At 59.7% G+C, this 20,780-nt stretch carries 19 protein-coding genes; 5 read left to right on the top strand and 14 right to left on the bottom strand.

Going from position 1 to position 20,780, the window contains the following annotated elements; genetic code table 11:
- Positions 1-179 precede the first annotated feature (179 nt).
- From tssE to JFT87_RS04125, 7 genes are all read right to left on the bottom strand, one after another.
- Positions 180-587, bottom strand: coding sequence for a type VI secretion system baseplate subunit TssE (gene tssE / locus JFT87_RS04095; RefSeq protein WP_201199052.1), 408 nt, complete (start codon positions 585-587; stop codon positions 180-182).
- Positions 588-600: 13 nt separating this feature from the next.
- Positions 601-2,076: a type VI secretion system contractile sheath large subunit gene (tssC, locus tag JFT87_RS04100; protein WP_201199057.1), complete on the bottom strand. Its 1,476-nt coding sequence runs from the start codon at positions 2,074-2,076 to the stop codon at positions 601-603.
- Positions 2,077-2,105: 29 nt separating this feature from the next.
- On the bottom strand, positions 2,106-2,609 hold the full coding sequence (gene tssB, locus JFT87_RS04105; protein ID WP_201199063.1) for a type VI secretion system contractile sheath small subunit: 504 nt from the start codon (positions 2,607-2,609) through the stop codon (positions 2,106-2,108).
- Between the two features lie 32 nt (positions 2,610-2,641).
- Complete coding sequence (tssA, locus tag JFT87_RS04110) at positions 2,642-4,198, bottom strand: type VI secretion system protein TssA (RefSeq protein ID WP_201199071.1); 1,557 nt, start codon at positions 4,196-4,198, stop codon at positions 2,642-2,644.
- A 651-nt stretch (positions 4,199-4,849) separates the two neighbouring features.
- Entirely contained in the window at positions 4,850-5,125 is a 276-nt protein-coding gene (locus JFT87_RS04115; protein ID WP_003213368.1) for an HU family DNA-binding protein, read from the bottom strand.
- 192 nt (positions 5,126-5,317) lie between these two features.
- A complete protein-coding gene (locus JFT87_RS04120; protein ID WP_201199073.1) occupies positions 5,318-6,466 on the bottom strand; it encodes an NAD(P)/FAD-dependent oxidoreductase in 1,149 nt (382 codons plus the stop codon).
- A gap of 20 nt (positions 6,467-6,486) precedes the next feature.
- Positions 6,487-6,654, bottom strand: coding sequence for a rubredoxin (locus JFT87_RS04125; protein ID WP_103398534.1), 168 nt, complete (start codon positions 6,652-6,654; stop codon positions 6,487-6,489).
- 201 nt (positions 6,655-6,855) lie between these two features.
- Between JFT87_RS04125 and JFT87_RS04130 the strand changes: the two genes are divergently transcribed.
- Together JFT87_RS04130 and ubiA are read left to right on the top strand one after the other, a co-directional pair.
- Positions 6,856-7,419 carry a chorismate lyase gene (locus JFT87_RS04130; protein WP_201199075.1) on the top strand — a complete coding sequence of 188 codons (564 nt, stop codon included), beginning with the start codon at positions 6,856-6,858 and terminating at the stop codon, positions 7,417-7,419.
- Positions 7,419-8,309, top strand: coding sequence for a 4-hydroxybenzoate octaprenyltransferase (gene ubiA, locus JFT87_RS04135; RefSeq protein ID WP_201199076.1), 891 nt, complete (start codon positions 7,419-7,421; stop codon positions 8,307-8,309). Before JFT87_RS04130 ends, ubiA begins: the two co-directional genes overlap by 1 nt.
- A gap of 109 nt (positions 8,310-8,418) precedes the next feature.
- On the opposite strand, the gene JFT87_RS04140 is transcribed toward ubiA, so the two are convergent.
- A complete protein-coding gene (locus tag JFT87_RS04140) occupies positions 8,419-8,796 on the bottom strand; it encodes a COG4315 family predicted lipoprotein (protein ID WP_201199077.1) in 378 nt (125 codons plus the stop codon).
- 151 nt (positions 8,797-8,947) lie between these two features.
- Here JFT87_RS04140 and phoB point away from each other — a divergent pair, with 151 nt between their 5' ends.
- The 3 genes from phoB to JFT87_RS04155 all read left to right on the top strand — a co-directional run bounded on the left by phoB (position 8,948) and on the right by JFT87_RS04155 (position 12,462).
- Positions 8,948-9,637, top strand: coding sequence for a phosphate regulon transcriptional regulator PhoB (phoB, locus tag JFT87_RS04145; protein WP_007896474.1), 690 nt, complete (start codon positions 8,948-8,950; stop codon positions 9,635-9,637).
- 74 nt (positions 9,638-9,711) lie between these two features.
- Complete coding sequence (gene phoR, locus JFT87_RS04150; protein ID WP_207200056.1) at positions 9,712-10,998, top strand: phosphate regulon sensor histidine kinase PhoR; 1,287 nt, start codon at positions 9,712-9,714, stop codon at positions 10,996-10,998.
- A 123-nt stretch (positions 10,999-11,121) separates the two neighbouring features.
- Positions 11,122-12,462, top strand: a complete 1,341-nt coding sequence (locus JFT87_RS04155) for a hemolysin family protein (protein WP_201199079.1) — start codon at positions 11,122-11,124, stop codon at positions 12,460-12,462.
- Positions 12,463-12,657: 195 nt separating this feature from the next.
- On the opposite strand, the gene JFT87_RS04160 is transcribed toward JFT87_RS04155, so the two are convergent.
- The 6 genes from JFT87_RS04160 to JFT87_RS04185 form a co-directional block, all read right to left on the bottom strand.
- Positions 12,658-13,554 (bottom strand): peptidoglycan DD-metalloendopeptidase family protein, encoded by an 897-nt coding sequence (locus JFT87_RS04160; RefSeq protein ID WP_201199080.1) that lies wholly within the window; start codon positions 13,552-13,554, stop codon positions 12,658-12,660.
- Positions 13,555-13,764: 210 nt separating this feature from the next.
- A complete protein-coding gene (locus tag JFT87_RS04165) occupies positions 13,765-14,718 on the bottom strand; it encodes a response regulator (RefSeq protein WP_201199082.1) in 954 nt (317 codons plus the stop codon).
- 164 nt (positions 14,719-14,882) lie between these two features.
- On the bottom strand, positions 14,883-15,644 hold the full coding sequence (gene phoU / locus JFT87_RS04170) for a phosphate signaling complex protein PhoU (protein WP_008150055.1): 762 nt from the start codon (positions 15,642-15,644) through the stop codon (positions 14,883-14,885).
- Positions 15,645-15,715: 71 nt separating this feature from the next.
- Positions 15,716-16,549 carry a phosphate ABC transporter ATP-binding protein PstB gene (gene pstB / locus JFT87_RS04175; protein WP_201184614.1) on the bottom strand — a complete coding sequence of 278 codons (834 nt, stop codon included), beginning with the start codon at positions 16,547-16,549 and terminating at the stop codon, positions 15,716-15,718.
- Positions 16,550-16,691: 142 nt separating this feature from the next.
- Positions 16,692-18,362, bottom strand: coding sequence for a phosphate ABC transporter permease PstA (pstA, locus tag JFT87_RS04180; protein ID WP_201199083.1), 1,671 nt, complete (start codon positions 18,360-18,362; stop codon positions 16,692-16,694).
- Between the two features lie 15 nt (positions 18,363-18,377).
- Positions 18,378-20,660, bottom strand: coding sequence for an ABC transporter permease subunit (locus JFT87_RS04185; protein WP_201199085.1), 2,283 nt, complete (start codon positions 20,658-20,660; stop codon positions 18,378-18,380).
- Positions 20,661-20,780: the final 120 nt, after the last annotated feature.

Below are 20,780 nucleotides of genomic sequence, written 5' to 3' on the forward strand. Positions count from 1 at the left end.
CGGGTACCCAGCCAATACCAGCGTTCATCCGTGGTGAACTCTTGAGCCAGGCGTGCCGCCGTCGCTTTCACGTAACAGGCAGCAGCGATCAGCGCAGCGGCCGCTAGGGCGAAAAAAGCACAGCGCTACGCCCCAACGTTGCGAACGGGCTCCGGTGTACGGCGCTCCCTCGCATGGTCTTAGTTGACCTTGACTTGACCGCTGCCATCCAGGCGCGCGGCGAAACTGACCTGACGCTTGACCCCCTCAACTTCCAGCAGGCCTTCGATGCTGAAGGACAGGCGAAGCTGATCGTGATCACGCGGCAGGGAAATGACACGCACGTTGCTCAGGCGCGGCTCGTAGGCTTCGATAAAATTTTCGATGGCCAGACGGGCCTGACTCAGGGAGTCGTGCAGGCTCAGACGCATGTCATTGAGATCGGGTAGCCCGTAATCGGACAGCGTTTGCACGCTGCCCGCACGGGTGCTGAGCATCTTGGCCAGATGGGCAGCCACGGACGCCATGGCGGAGACCTCGCGGCTCCAGCCGACGCGTTTGTCCGCGTCGCCACCCAGGCGTTCGAAAAGGCTGCCGTATCCAGTCATGAATTAGCTCCGCTTACTCTTTGTCCAGCTTGCCAACCAGCGACAGGGTGAAATCGGCACCCATGTACTTGAAGTGCGGACGCACGTTCAGGCTCACGCGGTACCAGCCAGGCTCGCCTTCAACATCGCTGACGATGATTTGGGCAGCGCGCAGTGGACGACGGCCACGGACTTCGGCGCTTGGGTTTTCCTGGTCGGCCACGTACTGGCGGATCCACTTGTTGAGTTCCAGCTCGAGGTCGGTACGTTCTTTCCACGAACCGAGTTGCTCGCGCTGCAGCACTTTCAAGTAGTGAGCCAGGCGGTTGACGATCATCATGTACGGCAGTTGGGTGCCGAGCTTGTAGTTCAGCTCTGCTGCCTTGCCTTCTGCGCTGATGCCGAAGAACTTCGGCTTCTGCACCGAGCTTGCGGAGAAGAACGCCGCGTTGTCGGAGCCTTTACGCATGGTCAGGGAGATGAAGCCTTCCTCGGCCAATTCGTATTCACGACGGTCGGAAACCAGAACCTCGGTAGGAATCTTGGTTTCGATTTCGCCCATGCTTTCGAAGTGGTGCAACGGCAGGTCTTCAACCGCGCCACCGCTTTGCGGGCCGATGATGTTCGGGCACCAGCGGAATTTGGCGAAGCTGTCGGTCAGCTTGGTGCCGAACGCGTAGGCGGTGTTGCCCCACAGGTAGTGCTCGTGGCTGTTGGCGACGGTTTCTTTGTACACGAACGATTTGACCGGGTTTTCTTCCGGGTCGTACGGGTTACGCAGCAAGAAACGCGGCACGGTCAGGCCAACGTAACGGGAGTCTTCCGACTCACGGAAGCTCTGCCATTTAGCGAATTGCGGGCCTTCGAAGTGATCTTTCAGATCCTTCAGGTCCGGCAGGCCGGTGAAGCTTTCCAGGCCGAAAAATTTCGGGCCGGCAGCTGCAATGAACGGTGCGTGGGACATGCAGGCTACGCTGGACACGTACTGCATCAGCTTCACGTCCGGCGAGCTTGGGGACATGTAGTAGTTAGCGATGATCGCGCCAACCGGCTGACCACCGAACTGACCGTATTCAGCGGTGTAGATGTGCTTGTACAGGCCAGCCTGCATCACTTCCGGCGAATCTTCGAAATCGTCCAGCAGGTCTTCTTTCGAGACGTTGAGGATTTCGATCTTGATGTTTTCACGGAAGTTGGTGCGATCGACCAGCAACTGCAGGCCACGCCACGACGATTCCAGCGACTGGAAGTCCGGGTGGTGCAGGATTTCGTCCATCTGACGGCTGAGCTTGGCATCGATCTCGGCGATCATGCGGTCGACCATGGCCTTCTTGACCGGCTCACCGTTGTTCTGCGGCTTGAGCAGCTCTTCGATGAACGCCGACACACCGCGTTTGGCGATGTCGTAGGCTTCGTCGTCCGGCGTCAGGCGGGTTTCGGCGATGATGCTGTCGAGAATGCTGTATTCGCCGCTCTCTTTGCTCTTTTGCTGTGCTGCGCTAGTGCTCATTGTGTTGGCTTCCTTGGCTGATAGAGGACTCAGGCGTCCTGGGCTGCGGCGTTCAAGCCCAGCTCACCCAGTACGCGACCGCGGGATTCGTCGTCGGCGAGAACGCCTTCGATGGCTTTGCGGAACGCAGGCGCGTTACCCAGCGGGCCTTTGAGGGCCACCAGCGCGTCGCGCAGTTCCATCAGTTTTTTCAGCTCAGGCACTTGCTCAACCAGGCTGGCCGGGTTGAAGTCCTTCATCGAGTTGACGCGCAATTGCACGCCCAGCTCTTCAGTGCTGCCTTCTTCCTGAAGACGGTTCGGCACGCTCAGCGTCAGGCTCAGCTCTTGCTTGGCCAGCACTTCGTCAAACGTCATTTTGTCGATGCTGATCGGCTTGCGATCTTCGACTTTGCGTTCGTCCTTGCGGTGGGTGTAGTCACCGATTGCCAGTAGTTTCAACGGCAGTTCGATCTCTTCCTGTGCACCACCGGTGGCAGGTTTGAAGGTGACGTTGATGCGTTCCTTGGGGGCTACCGAGCCTTCTTTGGCCATGGCTTTTCTCCTTGCGGTTGTGGCCCTGGGGCCTATTCGAGTACCACTTCGAGATCGAGGTGGCACAGCCTGCGATAAATCTCTTCCTTGCGTTCACGCACTGCATGGTTCTGCGGTAACAACTCGCAGCAGCTATGCAGCAAATGCAGCACTTCCAGCGCAAGATCGGGCTCCCAGGCGTTCAGGCCTGAGTCCTGTAATGTTTGGTCGAGGGTTTCGAGTTGGGTCCTGGCCAGTTCGTACTTCTTGGCCATGAAGCACAGCCGCGCCAGGGCGAACTGCCAGAAAAATCGCGCCCGCCCGCCTTGGGCGGCTTGCAGGCCCTGCTTGAGGATCTGCACGGCGGCCTTGAGGCCGTCCTTGCGCAAAATCGGCAGGACTTCTTCCAGGGCCACTTCCCAGGCCGGCTGGTTGTCGGCGACTTCAACCTTGCGCGGCGCACTGGCGCTTTGCAGGTGCGGCATGACGTTGGCGCTGACCCAGGCGCGGGTGGCCGGGTCGGCAAACGGCGCGCCGTCATGGAAACGCAATTCGATGATGCCAGGCAGGCGCTGAATCAAAAGCGCGAAGTGGATTTCCACTTCGCGCATTGCCATCTCGGCATTCAGGCCCTGGAGACATTCCCAGACCATTCGCTGGCCATCGAACCAGAACGGCGCCTTCGCCAGGCTCGCCTCCAGTTCCACCAGCAAGTCCGCGTACTTGGCCTGGTCGTAACGGTCCTGATAGGCCTTGAGCTTGTCCGCCGGCAACCCGCGTAAAACGGTGATCTGCTCGGCGTTGCGCTCGGGCACCGCGTCGATGGGCAACCACAGCAGCGTGCGGTTGAGGCGCAGGGCGCGCAGGTCGGTGGCTTTCTGCTTGAGCCACCAGGCGCACAACGGGCGGGCACTTTCCTGCTGGGCGCGCAGGGCCTTGTGGGCTTCTTTCTCGTTGTCGATCGGCGCGCCGGGGGTGAACAACTGCGTCGCCGCCTGCTTGACCTGCGCCACCGCCGCACCGACGACGCCAGGGGCCGGCTGGTTGTCGGCCGCACGCTGGATCATGGTTTTCAGGCGACGGGAGATCGGCAGCAGCAACGGCGCGTCGTCGCCCAGGTGTTCGGTGCAAGCGGCATCGAGACCTTCAAGGTGCTCCACCAACTGCCGGAACAGCGGTAACTGCTCTTTGATCGCGACGTTTTCAGTCAGCACCTGCTCAAGACGCGGCACCAACCAACTGATGGCAGCGGAGCGGGTGCGAGCCTTGTTCGGGTGAACTTCGGCCCAGTGATTTTCCGACAAGTGGTGCAGCAAACCGAGGCCCGCCAGCAGCCCCTGGAAGGACTCGCGCTGGTACAACGCCCATGTCAGCCAGGCGCCAACCCGCAAATCCTTGGACTGGGTACGCAGCAGATTTTCACTGTTTTCACGGATTTTCAGCCAGTCGATCTGACCGGCTTCATGCATCGATTGGGCTTTGGCGAGCTCGCTTTCCAGGGCCTCATATTCGCTCGAAAAGCGAACATCCTCGCCCGCGAAATTCTCTTTGGAAACAGAGGCTTTTGCGAGTTCAAGGTAATGGGCGGAAAGTTTGCTTGAGTAGGACATCCATGACCTTTAATTAGGATTACAGTCACACGCCAATTGGTGTTCCAACAGCGGCGGACAGTATCAAAGAGCTGTGATGAGTCTCATCCAATTGAGTTCGTGCTCTTTCAAGTGGGCGCATCGTACTCACGATGATGGCCACTAGCAAGCATCCGATTAAACAACAAGACGAACTGTTCTCTGTTTTGCGTAGGAGATATCCCTATATCTGTCAGGGGATCCCTTGCTCTCTGTTTAATATTTCATCTGCCAGCGCCCTGCCCCGTAACCATTGACCTAGAGCGGCTCCTGAAGTCCGGCATAACCCTTGGAGCTTCAGCCCTTGAAGCAGGTGCAAAGCATGACAAGAATAAAAAATGATAAATGTAGGAAATGTCTGAAAGGTTGCACTCATCAATGAACAAAGCGACGAGCGACAACAGCCAATTAAAAAAGTGCCATCGTTCTGATGGCATTTTATATAAAGGCGAATTCACAAAACGAAGGCGAGGACAACTACGGCCATTCACTTTGTTTCCAGAGTGTATTAACCCGTCCCGGGTGTGCTTTATATAGAGAGCAAACGACGCCCATAAAAAATGGGCCTCCGACTTAATCGGCAGGCCCATTTTTCAATACGGTTCTCCCCGTTATTCAGGGAGTTCGCCGCAATTATGGATTAACGCTGTCTTTCAACGACTTGCCTGGCTTGAACGCAACGGTGTTGCTGGCCTTGATTTTAACGGGCTCACCGGTTTGCGGGTTTTTGCCGGTGCGGGCACCGCGGTGACGTTGCAGGAAGGTACCGAAGCCCACCAGCGTGACGCTGTCCTTGCGGTGCAGAGCGCCGGTAATTTCTTCGAGAACAGCGTTGAGAACGCGGTTGGCCTGCTCTTTGGTGAGATCTGCTTTTTCAGCGATTGCAGCGGCGAGTTCTGGTTTACGCATTAGTGAAGCCCCTTTGACGGTTTTTTGTTGTTATGTCCGTGCTGTTCTCGTTGGAACAGCGCCCAAGGCGCCGCAGGTGCTCTACTCTGCGGCAGACGGGAGTGAGGATGGCACGCACCGAAGAGCCGCGCCAGTCTCGGCGCGACGTTTGTAGGGGCAAAAGCGGGGTGATTCCGACAGAACGACCGGTATTTACGCCAGCAGGGCCGGAAGCTCTTTGTTCAAAGCGAGTTTTTCCATCACCGCCGCGCCTGTCAGGGCATAACCGAGCAATTTGCCCGCACCATCACGGCATAGCACCTTGATGTCGGCGCCCTGCCCTTCAACGGTCCAGACGCCCTCAGCGCCCCGTGGTGGTGGCGAAACTACCAACGGGCAGACCGGGGTTTTCACGGTGATCGGCATCGGGCCGTAGCTGACGGCGGTCGGGTTGCCGGCCAACGTTTGGGCCAGCGCTCTCGCACAGCTCATCAGGGGCATCACGTACAACAGATTCAGCCCATCGACCTCGGCGCAGTCGCCCAGGGCGTAGATATTGGCGTGGGAAGTCTTGAGGTGACGATCGACCACCACACCGCGATTGACCTGCACGCCAGCCGCGGCCGCCAGATCGATGCGCGGACGCAGGCCGATAGCCGAGACCACCACATCGCACGGGATGACCTGGCCGTCGGACAGGTGCGCTTCCAGCCCCTCAGCCACCCGTTGCAGGCGATTAAGCACTGGCCCGAGGTGGAAACGCGCGCCGAGGCTTTCCAGCCCGGCCTGGACCGCAGCGGCTGCCGCCGGGTGCAGCAGGGTCGGCATGACCTGTTCGCACGGCGCCACCAGCTGCACTTCGTAACCGCCGAGGATCAGGTCGTTGGCGAACTCGCAACCAATCAGGCCGGCCCCCAGCAGCAACACCCGACGTTTGCCGGCCGCGGCCGCACGAAAGCGTGCGTAGTCTTCCAGATCATTGATTGGGAACACCGCGTCAGCAGCGTCGCCTTCGATTGGCACGCGCACGGTTTCCGCGCCCCAGGCGAGAATAAGGTCGCGGTAGGGCACGGCTTCCTCGCCGATCCACAGGCGTTTGTGGCCCGGGTCAATGCCGCTGATGCGCGTGTGGGTGCGCACTTCGGCTTTCAACTGCTCGGCCATGGCGCCCGGTTCGGCCATGCTCAGGCCGTCGGCGTCTTTGTTTTTACCGAAGCCGGTGGAGAGCATCGGCTTGGAGTAGGAGCGTCCATCATCTGCGGTAATCAGCAGCAGCGGAGTTTCGCCATCGAGTTTGCGAAACTCCCGGGCCAGGTTGTAGCCCGCCAGGCCGGTACCGACGATCACGACAGGTGCGTTCATTCCTTACTCCTCTTTTTGTCTTAGTTGATTTCGATCATTTCGAAATCCATCTTGCCCACGCCGCAGTCCGGGCACAGCCAATCTGCCGGCACGTCCTGCCACAGAGTCCCCGGCGCAATGCCGTCATCCGGCCAGCCGTCAGCTTCGTTATAGATCAGGCCGCAGACCACACATTGCCACTTTTTCATTCAGTTACTTCCTCAGGATTCAGGCTTTTGCCGGCACGAACGGTCGATGGGTACAGCGCTGCCGTCCGGCTCAGGGGCGTTTTGTACTGATCGAGCCCGGCAGATGCAAGCGTGTTCGGCGCAACGGCGGCCCGGTTCAATCAAAATCGCAGGCTGACATGGTAAGCTCACGGCCTCATTTGCTGCCAATAATGACTCACTGTGCCGCACTCAAAATCTCCCTGCCCGCCCGCGCCATGGCTGCTGCAAAGCCAATTGGCGCCCCGCCCCGACGCGTCTACCCTCGACTGGCTGTTCGACGAAGGCTCCCTGACACGGCGCCTGATCCGTTTATCGAATGACGGCTTCAGCGTCACGCCGTTGTTCGAGGGCTGGCAAGCGCTGCGCGCCGACGAATGTGCGGCGCTGGAGCTGGCCGAAGGCAGCGAAGGCTGGGTGCGCGAGGTGTATTTGCGGGGTCATGGCGAGGCGTGGGTGTTCGCCCGCAGCGTTGCATCGCGCAGCGCATTGCAAGGTGACGGCTTGCACATGGACGAATTGGGCAGTCGCTCATTGGGCGAATTGCTGTTTTGCGACCAGGCGTTTCAGCGCCGGGCGATTGAGGTTTGTCACTATCCTCAAGAATGGCTGCCCGCAGAGGTCCGGGCCCCTGAACTGTGGGGCCGGCGCTCGCGTTTCGACCGCGGTGCGCTGAGCGTGCTGGTGGCCGAGATTTTCCTGCCGACCTTGTGGCTCGCCACCCGCGCCCATCCGGAGAACTGCTGATGTACCAGAGCCTGCTCAAGTCCCTGAATCGCCTGAACCCGCGCGCCTGGGACTTCATTCAGTTGACCCGCATGGACAAACCGATCGGTATTTACCTGCTGCTGTGGCCGACCCTTTGGGCGCTGTGGATTGCCGGCAAGGGCTCGCCATCATTGGCCAACATCGTGATTTTCGTCCTCGGCGTGGTGCTGACCCGCGCCGGCGGCTGTGTGATCAATGACTGGGCGGATCGCAAAGTCGACGGCTACGTGAAACGCACCGAACAGCGGCCACTGGTGAGCGGCAAGATCAGCTCCAAAGAGGCCCTGATTTTTTTTGCGGTGTTGATGGGCGTGAGTTTTCTGCTGGTGCTTTGCACAAACGCACCGACCGTCTGGCTGTCACTGGGTGGCTTGGCGCTGGCTCTCAGCTACCCCTTTATGAAGCGCTACACCTATTATCCGCAAGTGGTTCTAGGCGCGGCGTTTTCCTGGGGCATGCCGATGGCGTTCACCGCCGAGACCGGTGAATTGCCGGCGGCGGCATGGTTGCTATGGATTGCCAATCTGCTGTGGACCGTGGGTTACGACACGTATTACGCGATGACCGACCGCGATGACGATTTGAAGATCGGGGTGAAGTCGACGGCGATTCTGTTTGGCGACGCGGACCGGGCGATCATTCTGACGTTGCAGGGTCTGGCGCTGGGTTGCCTGTTGCTGGCCGGGTCGAAATTCCAGCTCGGTGGCTGGTTCCACCTCGGTTTGCTGGCGGCGGCGGGCTGTTTTGCCTGGGAGTTCTGGTACACCCGCGGCAAGGATCGGATGCGCTGCTTCAAGGCGTTTTTGCACAACCACTGGGCCGGGCTGGCGATTTTCGTCGGGATTGTGCTGGATTACGCGTTGCGTTGACGCTCGAAAAAGATCGCAGCCTTCGGCAGCGCCTACATAGGATCGTATTTCAATGTAGGCGCTGCCGGAGGCTGCGATCTTTTTAGCAGTTCAAATCAATGTACACAGATCAATGCTTCGGCATGTGCCACATATCTTTGAAGCCTTCGCCCATCTTGTCACCCGGCTTTTTATCCTTCATGAAGGTGTACAGCGGTTTGCCGTCATAAGCCCACTGCATCATGCCGTCATCGCGCTTGATCGGCGCGAATTTGCCTTCGGCCTTGGCGTCTGCAGGGGCCATCATTGGTGGCCACATCTTCATACAATCACCGTTGCACATCGATTTGCCGCCCATGTCCTTGTCGAACGTATAAACCGTCATGCCTTTATGATCGGTCATCATCCCGTCTTTCATCATCACCGGGTCGGCAGCGAACGCCATTGACGGCAAAGCCAGGGCAGCGGCCAACATCAGGGCCTTGAAGGAGAACGTGTATTGAGTCATGGAAACCTTCTCTTGTGGTTGTCAGGATTCGGAATTAGAGCTTAGCCCAGGTTCATGACAATCGCAGAGCGACTAAAATACTGTCACACGACTGCAATAATTCCGTTATCTAATGCGGCGCAAGACAGTTAAATGACAAGAGGATTAAGGCATGGTTGGCAGGAGCATTCTGATCGTCGACGACGAAGCGCCCATTCGCGAAATGATCGCCGTTGCGTTGGAAATGGCCGGCTATGACTGCCTGGAGGCTGAGAACTCCCAACAGGCCCACGCCATCATCGTCGACCGCAAGCCGGACCTGATCCTGCTCGACTGGATGCTGCCCGGCACCTCCGGCATTGAGCTGGCCCGACGCCTCAAGCGCGATGAGCTGACCGGGGACATCCCGATCATCATGCTCACCGCCAAGGGTGAAGAGGACAACAAGATCCAGGGCCTGGAAGTCGGCGCTGACGACTACATCACCAAACCGTTTTCCCCCCGTGAGCTGGTGGCGCGCCTCAAAGCCGTGCTGCGCCGCGCCGGCCCGACCGATGGCGAAGCGCCAATCGAAGTCGGCGGCCTGCTGCTGGACCCGATCAGCCACCGCGTGACCATCGACGGCAAACCCGCCGAGATGGGCCCGACCGAATACCGTTTGCTGCAATTCTTCATGACTCACCAGGAACGCGCCTACACCCGTGGCCAGTTGCTGGATCAGGTCTGGGGCGGCAATGTCTATGTTGAAGAGCGCACCGTCGACGTGCACATCCGGCGCCTGCGCAAAGCCCTCGGCGATGCCTACGAAAATCTGGTACAAACCGTGCGCGGCACCGGCTACCGGTTTTCCACCAAGGCCTGAGCTGACCGCCCGGCTCGCTGACAAGGACGCATGTTTCCGTGAACCAAAACTGGCATGGCACCCTGATTCGCCACATGCTGTTGCTGGTCACCGCCTGCCTGGTGATCGGCTTGATTACCGGCTACTACGGCTGGAGCCTCGCGGCGGGCCTGGGTCTTTACCTGGCCTGGACGCTCAAGCAGCTATCGCGCCTGCACGAATGGCTGCGCCTACATAAACCCGATGAAGCACCGCCCGATGGCTATGGCTTGTGGGGCGAAGTGTTCGACAGCATTTATCACCTGCAACGCCGCGACCAACGAGTGCGCGGGCGCCTGCAAGCGGTGATCGACCGGGTCCAGGAGTCCACCGCCGCGCTCAAAGACGCGGTGATCATGCTCGACAGCGACGGCAACCTGGAATGGTGGAACCGCGCCGCCGAGACCCTGCTCGGCCTCAAGACTCCGCAAGACAGCGGCCAACCGGTGACCAACCTGGTGCGCCATCCGCGCTTCAAGGAATACTTCGAGCAGGACAGCTACGCCGAGCCGCTGGAAATCCCTTCGCCGATTAATGATCGCCTACGCATTCAGCTGTACATCACTCGCTACGGCAACAACGAACACTTAATGCTGGTACGCGACGTCACGCGCATCCATCAGTTGGAGCAGATGCGCAAAGACTTCATCGCCAACGTTTCCCACGAGCTGCGCACGCCGCTGACGGTGATCTGCGGCTATCTGGAAACCCTGCTCGACAACGTCGAGGACGTGAACCCGCGCTGGACCCGCGCCTTGCAGCAGATGCAACAGCAAGGTGGGCGCATGCAGACCTTGCTCAACGACCTGCTGCTACTGGCCAAACTGGAAGCCACCGATTACCCGTCGGACAACCAGCCGGTGCCCATCGACGGCTTGCTGAAATCGATCAAGAGCGATGCTCAACAGTTGTCCGCGCAAAAGAATCAGCGCATCACCCTGGAAGCCGACCCGACGATCCTGCTCAAGGGCAGCGAAGCCGAATTGCGCAGTGCGTTCTCCAACCTGGTGTTCAACGCGGTGAAATACACCCCGGCCGAAGGCAATATCCGCATTCGCTGGTGGGGCGATGAACAAGGCGCGCACCTGAGCGTGCAGGATTCCGGGATCGGCATCGACAGCAAACACCTGCCGCGCCTGACCGAGCGCTTCTACCGCGTCGATTCCAGCCGCAACTCCAACACCGGGGGCACCGGCCTTGGGCTGGCGATCGTCAAACACGTACTGCTGCGCCATCGTGCGCGGATGGAAATCAGCAGCGTGCCGGGGCATGGCAGCACCTTTACCTGCCATTTCGCGCCGGCCCAGGTGACCAAAACCCGGGTTATCAGCGCGGCCGACTAGTACCGGCCAGCACTCGCCACTAGTCAATCCACATGTCAGCCGCTACATTGGCTGTCTTGTGCCTGCCCTTCAGGCACCGCATTTCCCCCTTATTTGAATACACGGAAACCGCAAAACTCCATCATGGACCCATCCCCTGGCTTGACCCTCGCGACACTCTTCGCCGATTTCGGCATGATTCTTTTTGCTCTGATCCTGGTTTTGCTCAACGGATTTTTCGTTGCGGCGGAATTTGCCATGGTCAAACTGCGCTCGACCCGGGTCGAGTCCATCGCTGAAAAAAACGGCTGGCGCGGACACATCCTGCGCACCGTGCACAGTCAGCTCGATGCGTACCTCTCGGCCTGCCAGTTGGGTATCACCCTCGCCTCCCTGGGCCTGGGTTGGGTCGGCGAGCCGGCTTTCGCACACATCCTCGAACCGATGCTCGGTGCCGTCGGCGTGCAATCGCCGGAAGTGATCAAAGGCGTGTCGTTCTTTGCCGCGTTCTTCGTCATTTCGTACCTGCACATCGTGGTCGGTGAGCTGGCGCCCAAGTCGTGGGCCATTCGCAAACCGGAGCTGCTGTCGCTCTGGACCGCCGTGCCGCTGTACCTGTTCTACTGGGCGATGTACCCGGCCATTTACCTGCTAAATGCCAGCGCCAACACGATCCTGCGAATCGCCGGCCAGGGTGAACCCGGCCCGCATCACGAGCACCATTACAGCCGTGAAGAACTGAAACTGATCCTGCACTCCAGCCGTGGCCAGGACCCGAGCGACCAAGGCATGCGTGTTTTGGCGTCGGCCGTGGAAATGGGCGAACTGGAAGTGGTGGACTGGGCCAACTCCCGGGAAGACCTGGTGACGCTGGAGTTCAACGCGCCGCTCAAGGAAATCCTCGCGCTGTTCCGTCGCCACAAGTTCAGCCGTTACCCGGTGTACGACAGCGACCGCCAGGAGTTCGTCGGCCTGCTGCACATCAAGGATCTACTGCTGGAATTGGCCGCTCTGGACCACATTCCCGAGTCGTTCAACCTGGCGGAGCTGACCCGCCCGCTGGAACGCATTTCGCGGCACATGCCGCTGTCGCAATTGCTGGAACAGTTCCGCAAGGGCGGCTCGCACTTCGCAGTGGTCGAAGAAGCCGACGGCAACATCATCGGCTACCTGACCATGGAAGACGTGCTGGAAGTGTTGGTGGGCGACATTCAGGACGAACACCGCAAGGCCGAACGCGGGATCCTCGCGTATCAGCCGGGTAAGCTGCTGGTACGCGGCGATACGCCGCTGTTCAAGGTTGAACGCCTGCTGGGCATCGACCTGGACCACATCGAAGCCGAAACCCTCGCCGGGCTGGTCTACGAAACCCTGAAACGGGTGCCGGAAGAGGAAGAAGTGCTGGAAGTCGAAGGGCTGCGGATCATCATCAAGAAGATGAAAGGACCGAAGATCATTTTGGCCAAGGTGTTGATGCTGGATTGATTGCAACACCGTTGGCGGGCGGGCTCTTGTGGCGAGGGAGCTTGCTCCCGCTGGGCTGCGAAGCGGCCCCAAACCCCGCAGCCGCATAGATCCTGACACACCGCATTCATAGGCTTTGGGACGGCTTCGCCATCCAACGGGGGCAAGCCCCCTCGCCACAGCAAGCCCCCTCGCCACAATTTATCTACCTCGCGCTCACTGCTTGCCCAACGCAAAGTTGGGCAACGCGCCTACCGGTTGATTGAACTGGTACGGTATCGACACCAACCCCAAACCGGTATTGCGCTGCACCACAAAATGCAGGTGCGGCCCGCTGCTGTTGCCGGTGTTGCCCGATAGCGCCAACGCACTGCCGACCACCACCCGCTGACCTTCGCGCACGCTCACCGAGCCTTGCTTGAGGTGCAGGTACACGCCCATGGTCCCGTCATCGTGCAACACCCGTACGAAATTACCTGACGGATCATTGCCACGGCCGTTCTGGTCATTCTCGGTTTTCACCACCATGCCGGCTCGCGCCGCAATGATCGGCGTGCCTTCAGGCATGGCGATGTCCAAGGCGTAGCGGTTCTTGGCGCCAAAGTGGCTGTATTGGCCATTGGCGCCCTGGCTCAAGCGAAACGGACCACCGAGCCACGGGAAGGGATAACGATAGCTCTGAGCGGCGCCTGAAGGGTCGCCCATGGAGTATTGGAAGCTCGGGGTATACACCAGCGGCTTGCCGCCGGTAATCGCCGTCAGCAGCGCCAGCCGCGAGTTACTGCGCGCCGGCAAAACCCGGCGTATCGGCTGGCTCGGCGCCCCCTTGACGTTACTCAACCCGGCAAAGCTCAGCTCGACCTCCACCGGCGCATACAAGTCGTTGCGCACAAACACCACATCCACGCCCTTCTGCTTCTTGATGTCGAGGTACACCTGACGCTCAAGGTGCTCGACCATCCGGTCCCGAAAGACGAATACCTGAGAGCCTTTCGTGGGTTGGTCGCTGTAGGAGACCACGCCATTGGCATCGGTGGATTTGTAAATGGTCATGGCCACAGCCGAGGTGGAGGCCATGAAAAGACCACAGAAAAACAGCAGGCGCGCGAGCATTGGCAAGAGTCTGTCGAGGAAGGCCTGGGGAGGAGCCTAGCAGGTGCAATGGACCTGGGTAGTCGGCAGATGTTTCAAAATGGGGGACTTCAGGAAAGAGGTGTGGTGAATTTGATGGCCCCTTCGCGAGCAAGCCCGCTCCCACATTGGAATGCATTTCAAATGTGGGAGCTAGCTTGCTCGCGATAGCGGACTGGCAGGCGACGAAGATTACGCGCCGGGAACGAAATGCTTCTGCGCCGTACCACGGGCAATCAGGCGGGAGATGTAGTCGAGCTTCTGTGCATCCTGATCGACAAAGCGAAAGGTCAGTTGCAGCCAGTCGCTGTCAGGTTTTTGCTCGTGGGCAACGATGGCGTGCAGGTAACCATTGAGGCGCGCGGTTTCGGCGTTGTCGCCCTGCTCCATGTCGAGCACAGCGCTTTCGAGGACTTGCGGCAGAATGTCGGCGCGCTTGACCACCAGCAGTGCTTCCTTGAGGCTCAAGGCTTTGATCACGCACGGCTGGGTGCCGCTCGACAGGCGCAACTGGCCCTGGCCACGACCGCCGCTATTGGTTGCCGCAGCAACCGGTGCCTTGACCGGCGGGCTGTTGAGCAAACCACGGGACGGCGCAGCTGCAGGTGTCGGTGCGGCAACGGCGACAGGCTTGGCGAACGGATTGACCGGGGCGGCCGATGGCGCTGCCACAGCGGCTTTGCCGCCGGTCAATGCGCTCAGGGAGTCGTTGCCGAATGCCGAGTTCATTTTGGTCGGGGCGCTGTTCATCAAGGTATCGAGCTTGCCGACCTTGTTCAGGGCCTGCTTGACCTTGGTCAGCAGTTGCTCGTTGGTGAACGGCTTGCTGACGTAACCGGATACGCCGGCCTGAATCGCCTGGACCACGTTCTCTTTGTCGCCACGGCTGGTCACCATCACGAACGGCATGGTCTTGAGGTTGTCTTGCTCACGGCACCATGTCAGCAGTTCCAGGCCAGACATTTCCGGCATTTCCCAGTCGCACAGCACCAGGTCGAACGCTTCTTTGGCCAGCATCGCCTGGGCCTTTTTACCGTTGACGGCGTCTTCAGTCCGGATACCCGGGAAGTAGTTGCGCAGGCACTTTTTTACCAGGTCACGAATGAACGACGCATCGTCCACGACCAACACACTGATCTTGCTCATCCAACACCCCTATAAAAATCCCGGCAAGCATAACGCTGGCTGATGGCACATTGCCAAAACTCTTCAGTCACGCCGGGACTTTTCGTTCGCGGGTGCTGCGTTTTAATTCGACCTCACAAACAAAAACGCCCGACCAAAAGGCCGGGCGTTTTACTCAGGCAATCTTACTTATCGTCAGCTTTGCCCGGAACATTAGCGGTTTCACCACTTGTGCCTTCAACTTCTTCTTTCATCCGTTTGAGGCCCAGGTGACGCACGTCGGTGCCGCGCACCAGGTAAATCACCAGCTCAGAGATATTGCGCGCGTGGTCGCCGATCCGTTCCAGGGAACGCAGCACCCAAATGATGCTCAAGACCCGCGAGATAGAGCGTGGGTCTTCCATCATGTAGGTTGCGAGTTCACGCAGGGCGGTCTTGTATTCGCGGTCGATGATCTTGTCGTACTGGGCCACCGACAACGCCAGGTCAGCGTCGAAGCGAGCAAAGGCGTCTAGCGCATCGCGAACCATGTTGCGCACCTGGTCGCCGATATGGCGTACCTCGACGTAACCGCGCGGGGCCTCGCCTTCTTCGCACAACTGGATGGCGCGACGGGCGATCTTGGTCGCTTCGTCACCGATGCGCTCCAGGTCAATCACCGACTTGGAGATGCTGATGATCAAACGCAAGTCGGACGCTGCCGGCTGACGACGGGCCAGAATGCGCAGGCACTCTTCGTCGATGTTGCGTTCCATCTGGTTGATCTGGTCATCAATCTCGCGCACCTGCTGAGCCAGGCCGGAGTCGGCCTCGATCAGCGCGGTCACCGCGTCGTTGACTTGCTTCTCCACCAGCCCGCCCATGGCCAGGAGGTGGCTGCGCACTTCCTCAAGCTCGGCGTTGAACTGCGCGGAAATGTGGTGGGTAAGGCCTTCTTTACTAATCATGTTGGCGTCCTTGGAGCGTCCGGTAAGGTGCGGTGGACCGCAGCGTCAGTTCAGTGAACAACCACAGCTTCCTAGCCGTAGCGACCGGTGATGTAGTCTTCGGTCTGCTTCTTCGCCGGATTGGTGAACAGGGTGTCGGTGTCGCCAAATTCCACCAGTTTGCCCATGTACATGAACGCCGTGTAGTCGGAAACCCGCGCGGCCTGTTGCATGTTGTGGGTCACGATGACGATGGTGAACTTCGATTTCAGTTCGTAGATCAGCTCTTCGACTTTCAAGGTGGAGATCGGGTCGAGGGCCGAGCACGGTTCGTCGAGCAGCAGCACTTCCGGCTCCACGGCGATGGTGCGGGCGATGACCAGACGTTGTTGCTGACCACCGGACAAGCCGAGTGCCGACTCGTGCAGACGGTCTTTGACTTCGTCCCACAGCGCCGCGCCTTTCAACGCCCACTCGACGGCTTCGTCGAGGATGCGCTTTTTGTTGATGCCCTGGATGCGCAGGCCGTAGACCACGTTCTCGTAGATAGTTTTCGGGAACGGGTTCGGCTTCTGGAACACCATGCCGACGCGACGACGCAGCTCGGCCACGTCCTCGCCCTTACGGTAGATGTTGTTGCCGTAGAGGTTGATCTCGCCTTCAACGCGGCAGCCATCCACCAGGTCGTTCATGCGGTTGAAGGTACGCAGCAGCGTGGACTTGCCGCAGCCGGACGGGCCGATGAAGGCCGTCACACGCTGTTTCGGGATGTTCATGCTGACGTCGTACAACGCTTGTTTGTCGCCGTAGAACAGGCTCAGGCCCGGCACTTCGATGGCCACGGTTTCCTGTTCGAGACTCAGGCTCTGCTTATCGCGGCCCAGGGCCGACATGTTGATGCCGTGAGTATGTGTTTCGTGCTGCATGGGAGGCTCCCTGTGCTAACAAATTCGGTTCGGTTTTTGTGGGAGCGAGCTTGCTCGCGATGGCATCACTGCGGTTTCAACTTAAACCGCGTCGCCTGCATCGCGAGCAAGCTCGCTCCCACATAGAAATCAGTGCTGCAAATCAGCTATCCAGCGCTTTGTATTTTTCGCGCAGGTGGTTTCGAATCCACACGGCCGACAAGTTCAACGTGGCGATCACTAGCACCAGCAACAGCGCCGTGGCGTACACCAATGGCCGTGCGGCTTCGACGTTCGGGCTCTGGAAGCCGACGTCATAAATATGGAAGCCCAAGTGCATGATCTTCTGGTCAAGGTGCAGGTACGGGTAGTTGCCGTCCACCGGCAGCGACGGCGCCAGTTTCACCACACCCACCAGCATCAGCGGCGCCACTTCACCAGCGGCACGCGCCACAGCGAGGATCATGCCGGTCATCATCGCCGGGCTGGCCATCGGCAGCACGATCTTCCACAAGGTTTCAGCCTTGGTCGCGCCGAGGGCCAACGAGCCCTCACGCACGGTGCGAGGAATCCGCGCCAGGCCTTCTTCGGTGGCCACGATCACCACCGGCACAGCCAGCAGCGCCAGGGTCAGCGAGGCCCAAAGCAGACCCGGCGTACCGAAGGTCGGCGCCGGCAAGGCTTCGGGGAAGAAGATCCGGTCCACCGAGCCACCGAGTACGTAGACGAAGAAACCCAGACCGAACACACCGTAAACAATCGCCGGAACACCTGCCAGGTTGTTCACCGCGATGCGGATAATCCGCGTCAGGGTGTTCTGCTTGGCGTATTCACGCAGGTAAACCGCTGCCAGTACGCCGAACGGAGTCACGATCATCGCCATGATCAACGTCATCATCACGGTGCCGAAAATCGCCGGGAAGATCCCGCCTTCAGTGTTTGCTTCACGCGGGTCGTCGCTGAGGAATTCCCAGACCTTGCCGAAGTAGAAACTGACCTTGGTGAAGGTGCTCATGGCGTTCGGCTGATAGGCGTGAACCACCTTGCCAATGCCGATTTCGAGCTCTTTGCCGTTGGCGTCGCGAGCGGTCAGGCTGTCACGGTTGAACTGGGCGTGCAGGTCGGACAGGCGTGCTTCGATGTCTTGATAACGGGCGTTCAGTTCAGCCTTTTCAGCGTCCATGTCGGCTTGAGCGGTGGCGTCGAGTTTACCGGCCAGTTCCAGTTTGCGACCGTGCAGACGGATGCGTTCCAGACCGGCGTTGATCGCGCCGATGTCGGATTTCTCAAGGCTCTTGAGCTGTGCTGCGAGCTTGTTGACGCGGTCCACACGGGCCTGTAACTCCGGCCAGGCAGCTTCGCCCTCGGCGATGACCTTGCCGTCCTGCTTGACGTTAACGAGGTAGCCGTAGAAGTTGCCCCACTCGCGACGCTCGATGGTCATCAACTCTCGCGGCGTCGTCTGGTTGGTCAGCCACTCGCCGACGATCCAGGTGAAGTCGTTGCCGTTCAAGTCACGGTTGCCGACCTTGATCAGCTCGCGGGTCATGAATTCCGGCCCAACATCGGGCACCGGCAGGCCAGCGGTTTTCAAGCGCTCACGCGGCACTTCTTCTTTCTGCACCACTTCGCCGATGACCAGGTGATTGGCCTGGCCCGGTACGTCGTAGTTGGCGTGGATCAGGTCTGCCGGCCAAAAATGGCCCAGACCGCGCACGGCAATCACTGCCAGCAAGCCAATGGTCATGATGACCGCGATGGACACCGCGCCACCGCTGATCCAGACGCCGGGGGCGCCGCTCTTGAACCATCCATTCAGGGAGTTCTGTTTCACAGACTTCTACCTTTCTTAAAGCGACGAGTATTTCTTGCGCAGACGCTGACGAATCAGTTCCGCGAGGGTGTTCATGACGAAGGTGAACAACAGCAGCACCAGCGCCGAGAGGAACAGCACGCGGTAGTGGCTGCCGCCGACTTCCGACTCCGGCATTTCCACCGCAACGTTGGCCGCCAGAGTCCGCAAGCCTTCGAACAGGTTCATTTCCATGACCGGGGTGTTACCGGTGGCCATCAGCACGATCATCGTTTCACCGACCGCACGGCCCATGCCGATCATCAGCGCCGAGAAGATGCCCGGGCTGGCGGTGAGGATCACCACACGAGTCATGGTCTGCCACGGCGTGGCGCCGAGGGCCAGGGAACCGAGGGTCAGACCGCGCGGCACGCTGAACACGGCGTCTTCGGCGATGGAGTAGATGTTCGGGATCACCGCAAAGCCCATGGCCAGACCGACCACCAGTGCGTTGCGCTGGTCGTAGGTGATGCCCAGGTCATGGGAGATCCACATGCGCATGTCGCCGCCGAAGAACCAGGTTTCCATGTACGGGCTCATGTACAGCGACAACCAGCCCACAAACAGGATCACCGGGATCAGGATCGCGCTTTCCCAGCCGTCCGGCACTTTCAGGCGGATCGACTCAGGCAGGCGGCTGAAGACGAAACCGGCCACCAGGATGCCAATTGGCACCAGCATCAGCAGGCTGAAAATGCCCGGCAAATGTCCTTCTACATAAGGTGCGAGGAACAGGCCGGCGAAGAAGCCGAGGATCACCGTCGGCATTGCTTCCATCAGCTCGATCACCGGTTTGACCTTGCGGCGCAGGCTCGGCGCCATGAAGTAGGCGGTGTAGATCGCCGCGGCGACGGCCAGTGGCGCGGCCAGCAGCATGGCGTAGAACGCGGCCTTGAGCGTACCGAAGGTCAGTGGCGCCAAGCTCATCTTGGGTTCGAAATCGGTGTTGGCGGCGGTCGATTGCCAGACGTATTTAGGCTCGTCGTAGTTCTCGTACCAGACCTTGCTCCACAACGCGCTCCAGGAAACTTCCGGGTGTGGGTTGTCGAGCAGCAGCGGTTGAATCTTGCCACCCGCTTCGACGATCACGCGGTTAGCCCGTGGCGACAGCCCGAAAATGCCTTGGCCGTCGACCACCTGGTCTACCAGCAAGGTACGGTGGGCGGTGCTGTGGAACACGCCGAGCTTGCCGGAAGCGTCGAGGGCGACGAAACCTTTGCGACGCTCTTCGGCGCTGATTTCAACGATCGGCGTGGTGCCCATCTGGAAGGTGCGGATCTGCTTCAGGCGCAGTTCGCCATCCGTGTCGCGGGCCATGAACCACTGGGCCAGGCCACCTTTGGAGTCGCCCATGATCAGCGAGATACCGCCCACCAATTGGGTACTGGCGGTGATTTGCGCTTCGCCGTCTTCAAGCAGTTTGTAGCGACCGTTGAGGCTCTTGTCGCGCAGGCTGAACACGTCGGCCTGGGCCCGACCGTTGATCACGTACAACCATTGCTGACGCGGGTCGACGAAGATGTTCTTCACCGGCTCGGTCATCTGCGGCAGATCAATGCGCTTCTGCTCGTTGGTGACTTCGCCGGTCATCATGTTTTCTTCGCTGGTCAGCGACAGCACATTGAGTTGCGAACCGGTGGAGCCGACCAGCATCAGTGTGGTGTCGGTGGCGTTGAGGCTGACGTGCTCCAGGGCACCGCCCGCTTCATTCAACGCAATCGGCGTCTCGCCGTACGGGTACTCGACAGCCGGCGAGATGGTTTTCTTGCCGTCCGGGTAGCTGACTTTATAGGTGTGACGGAACACCAGCGCCTGGCCGTTGGACAACCCTACCGCCACCAAAGGATGGCCCGGTTGGTCTTCGCCGATGGCGGTCACAGTAGTGCCGGCCGGGATCGGCAGATCGACGCGCTTGAGTTCGGCGCCACTGTCGATATCGAAGAACAATGCCTGGCCCTTGTCGGAAACCCGCATGGCGACCTGGTTCTGCTCTTCCAGGGAGATCATCAACGGCTTGCCGGCGTCTTGCATCCAGGCTGGCGTGATGGCGTCCTTGGCGGTCAGGCTGGCCCCCTGGAACAGCGGCGCAACCACGTAGGCAAGGAAGAAGAAGATCAGCGTGATCGCACCGAGAACAGCGAGGCCGCCGATGAGAACGTACCAGCGGGTCAGGCGATCTTTGAGCGCGCGAATGCGGCGCTTGCGTTTCAACTCAGGCGTATTGAAGTCAATTCGCTTGGGGGGATTGGTAGTCATGGGGGAATTGGCCAGATCATTCATGCGCACACCCTAGCGATCCTGTATGACAGAAAGATGACAATGCAGTGACGCAACAAATCCGCCGCCGGTGGGAACTGGCAGAGGATCGAAAAATTGGGGGGCGTAGGAGCTGCCGAGGAG

It is taken from the genome of Pseudomonas sp. TH15, assembly GCF_016651105.1.
Taxonomy (GTDB): domain Bacteria; phylum Pseudomonadota; class Gammaproteobacteria; order Pseudomonadales; family Pseudomonadaceae; genus Aquipseudomonas.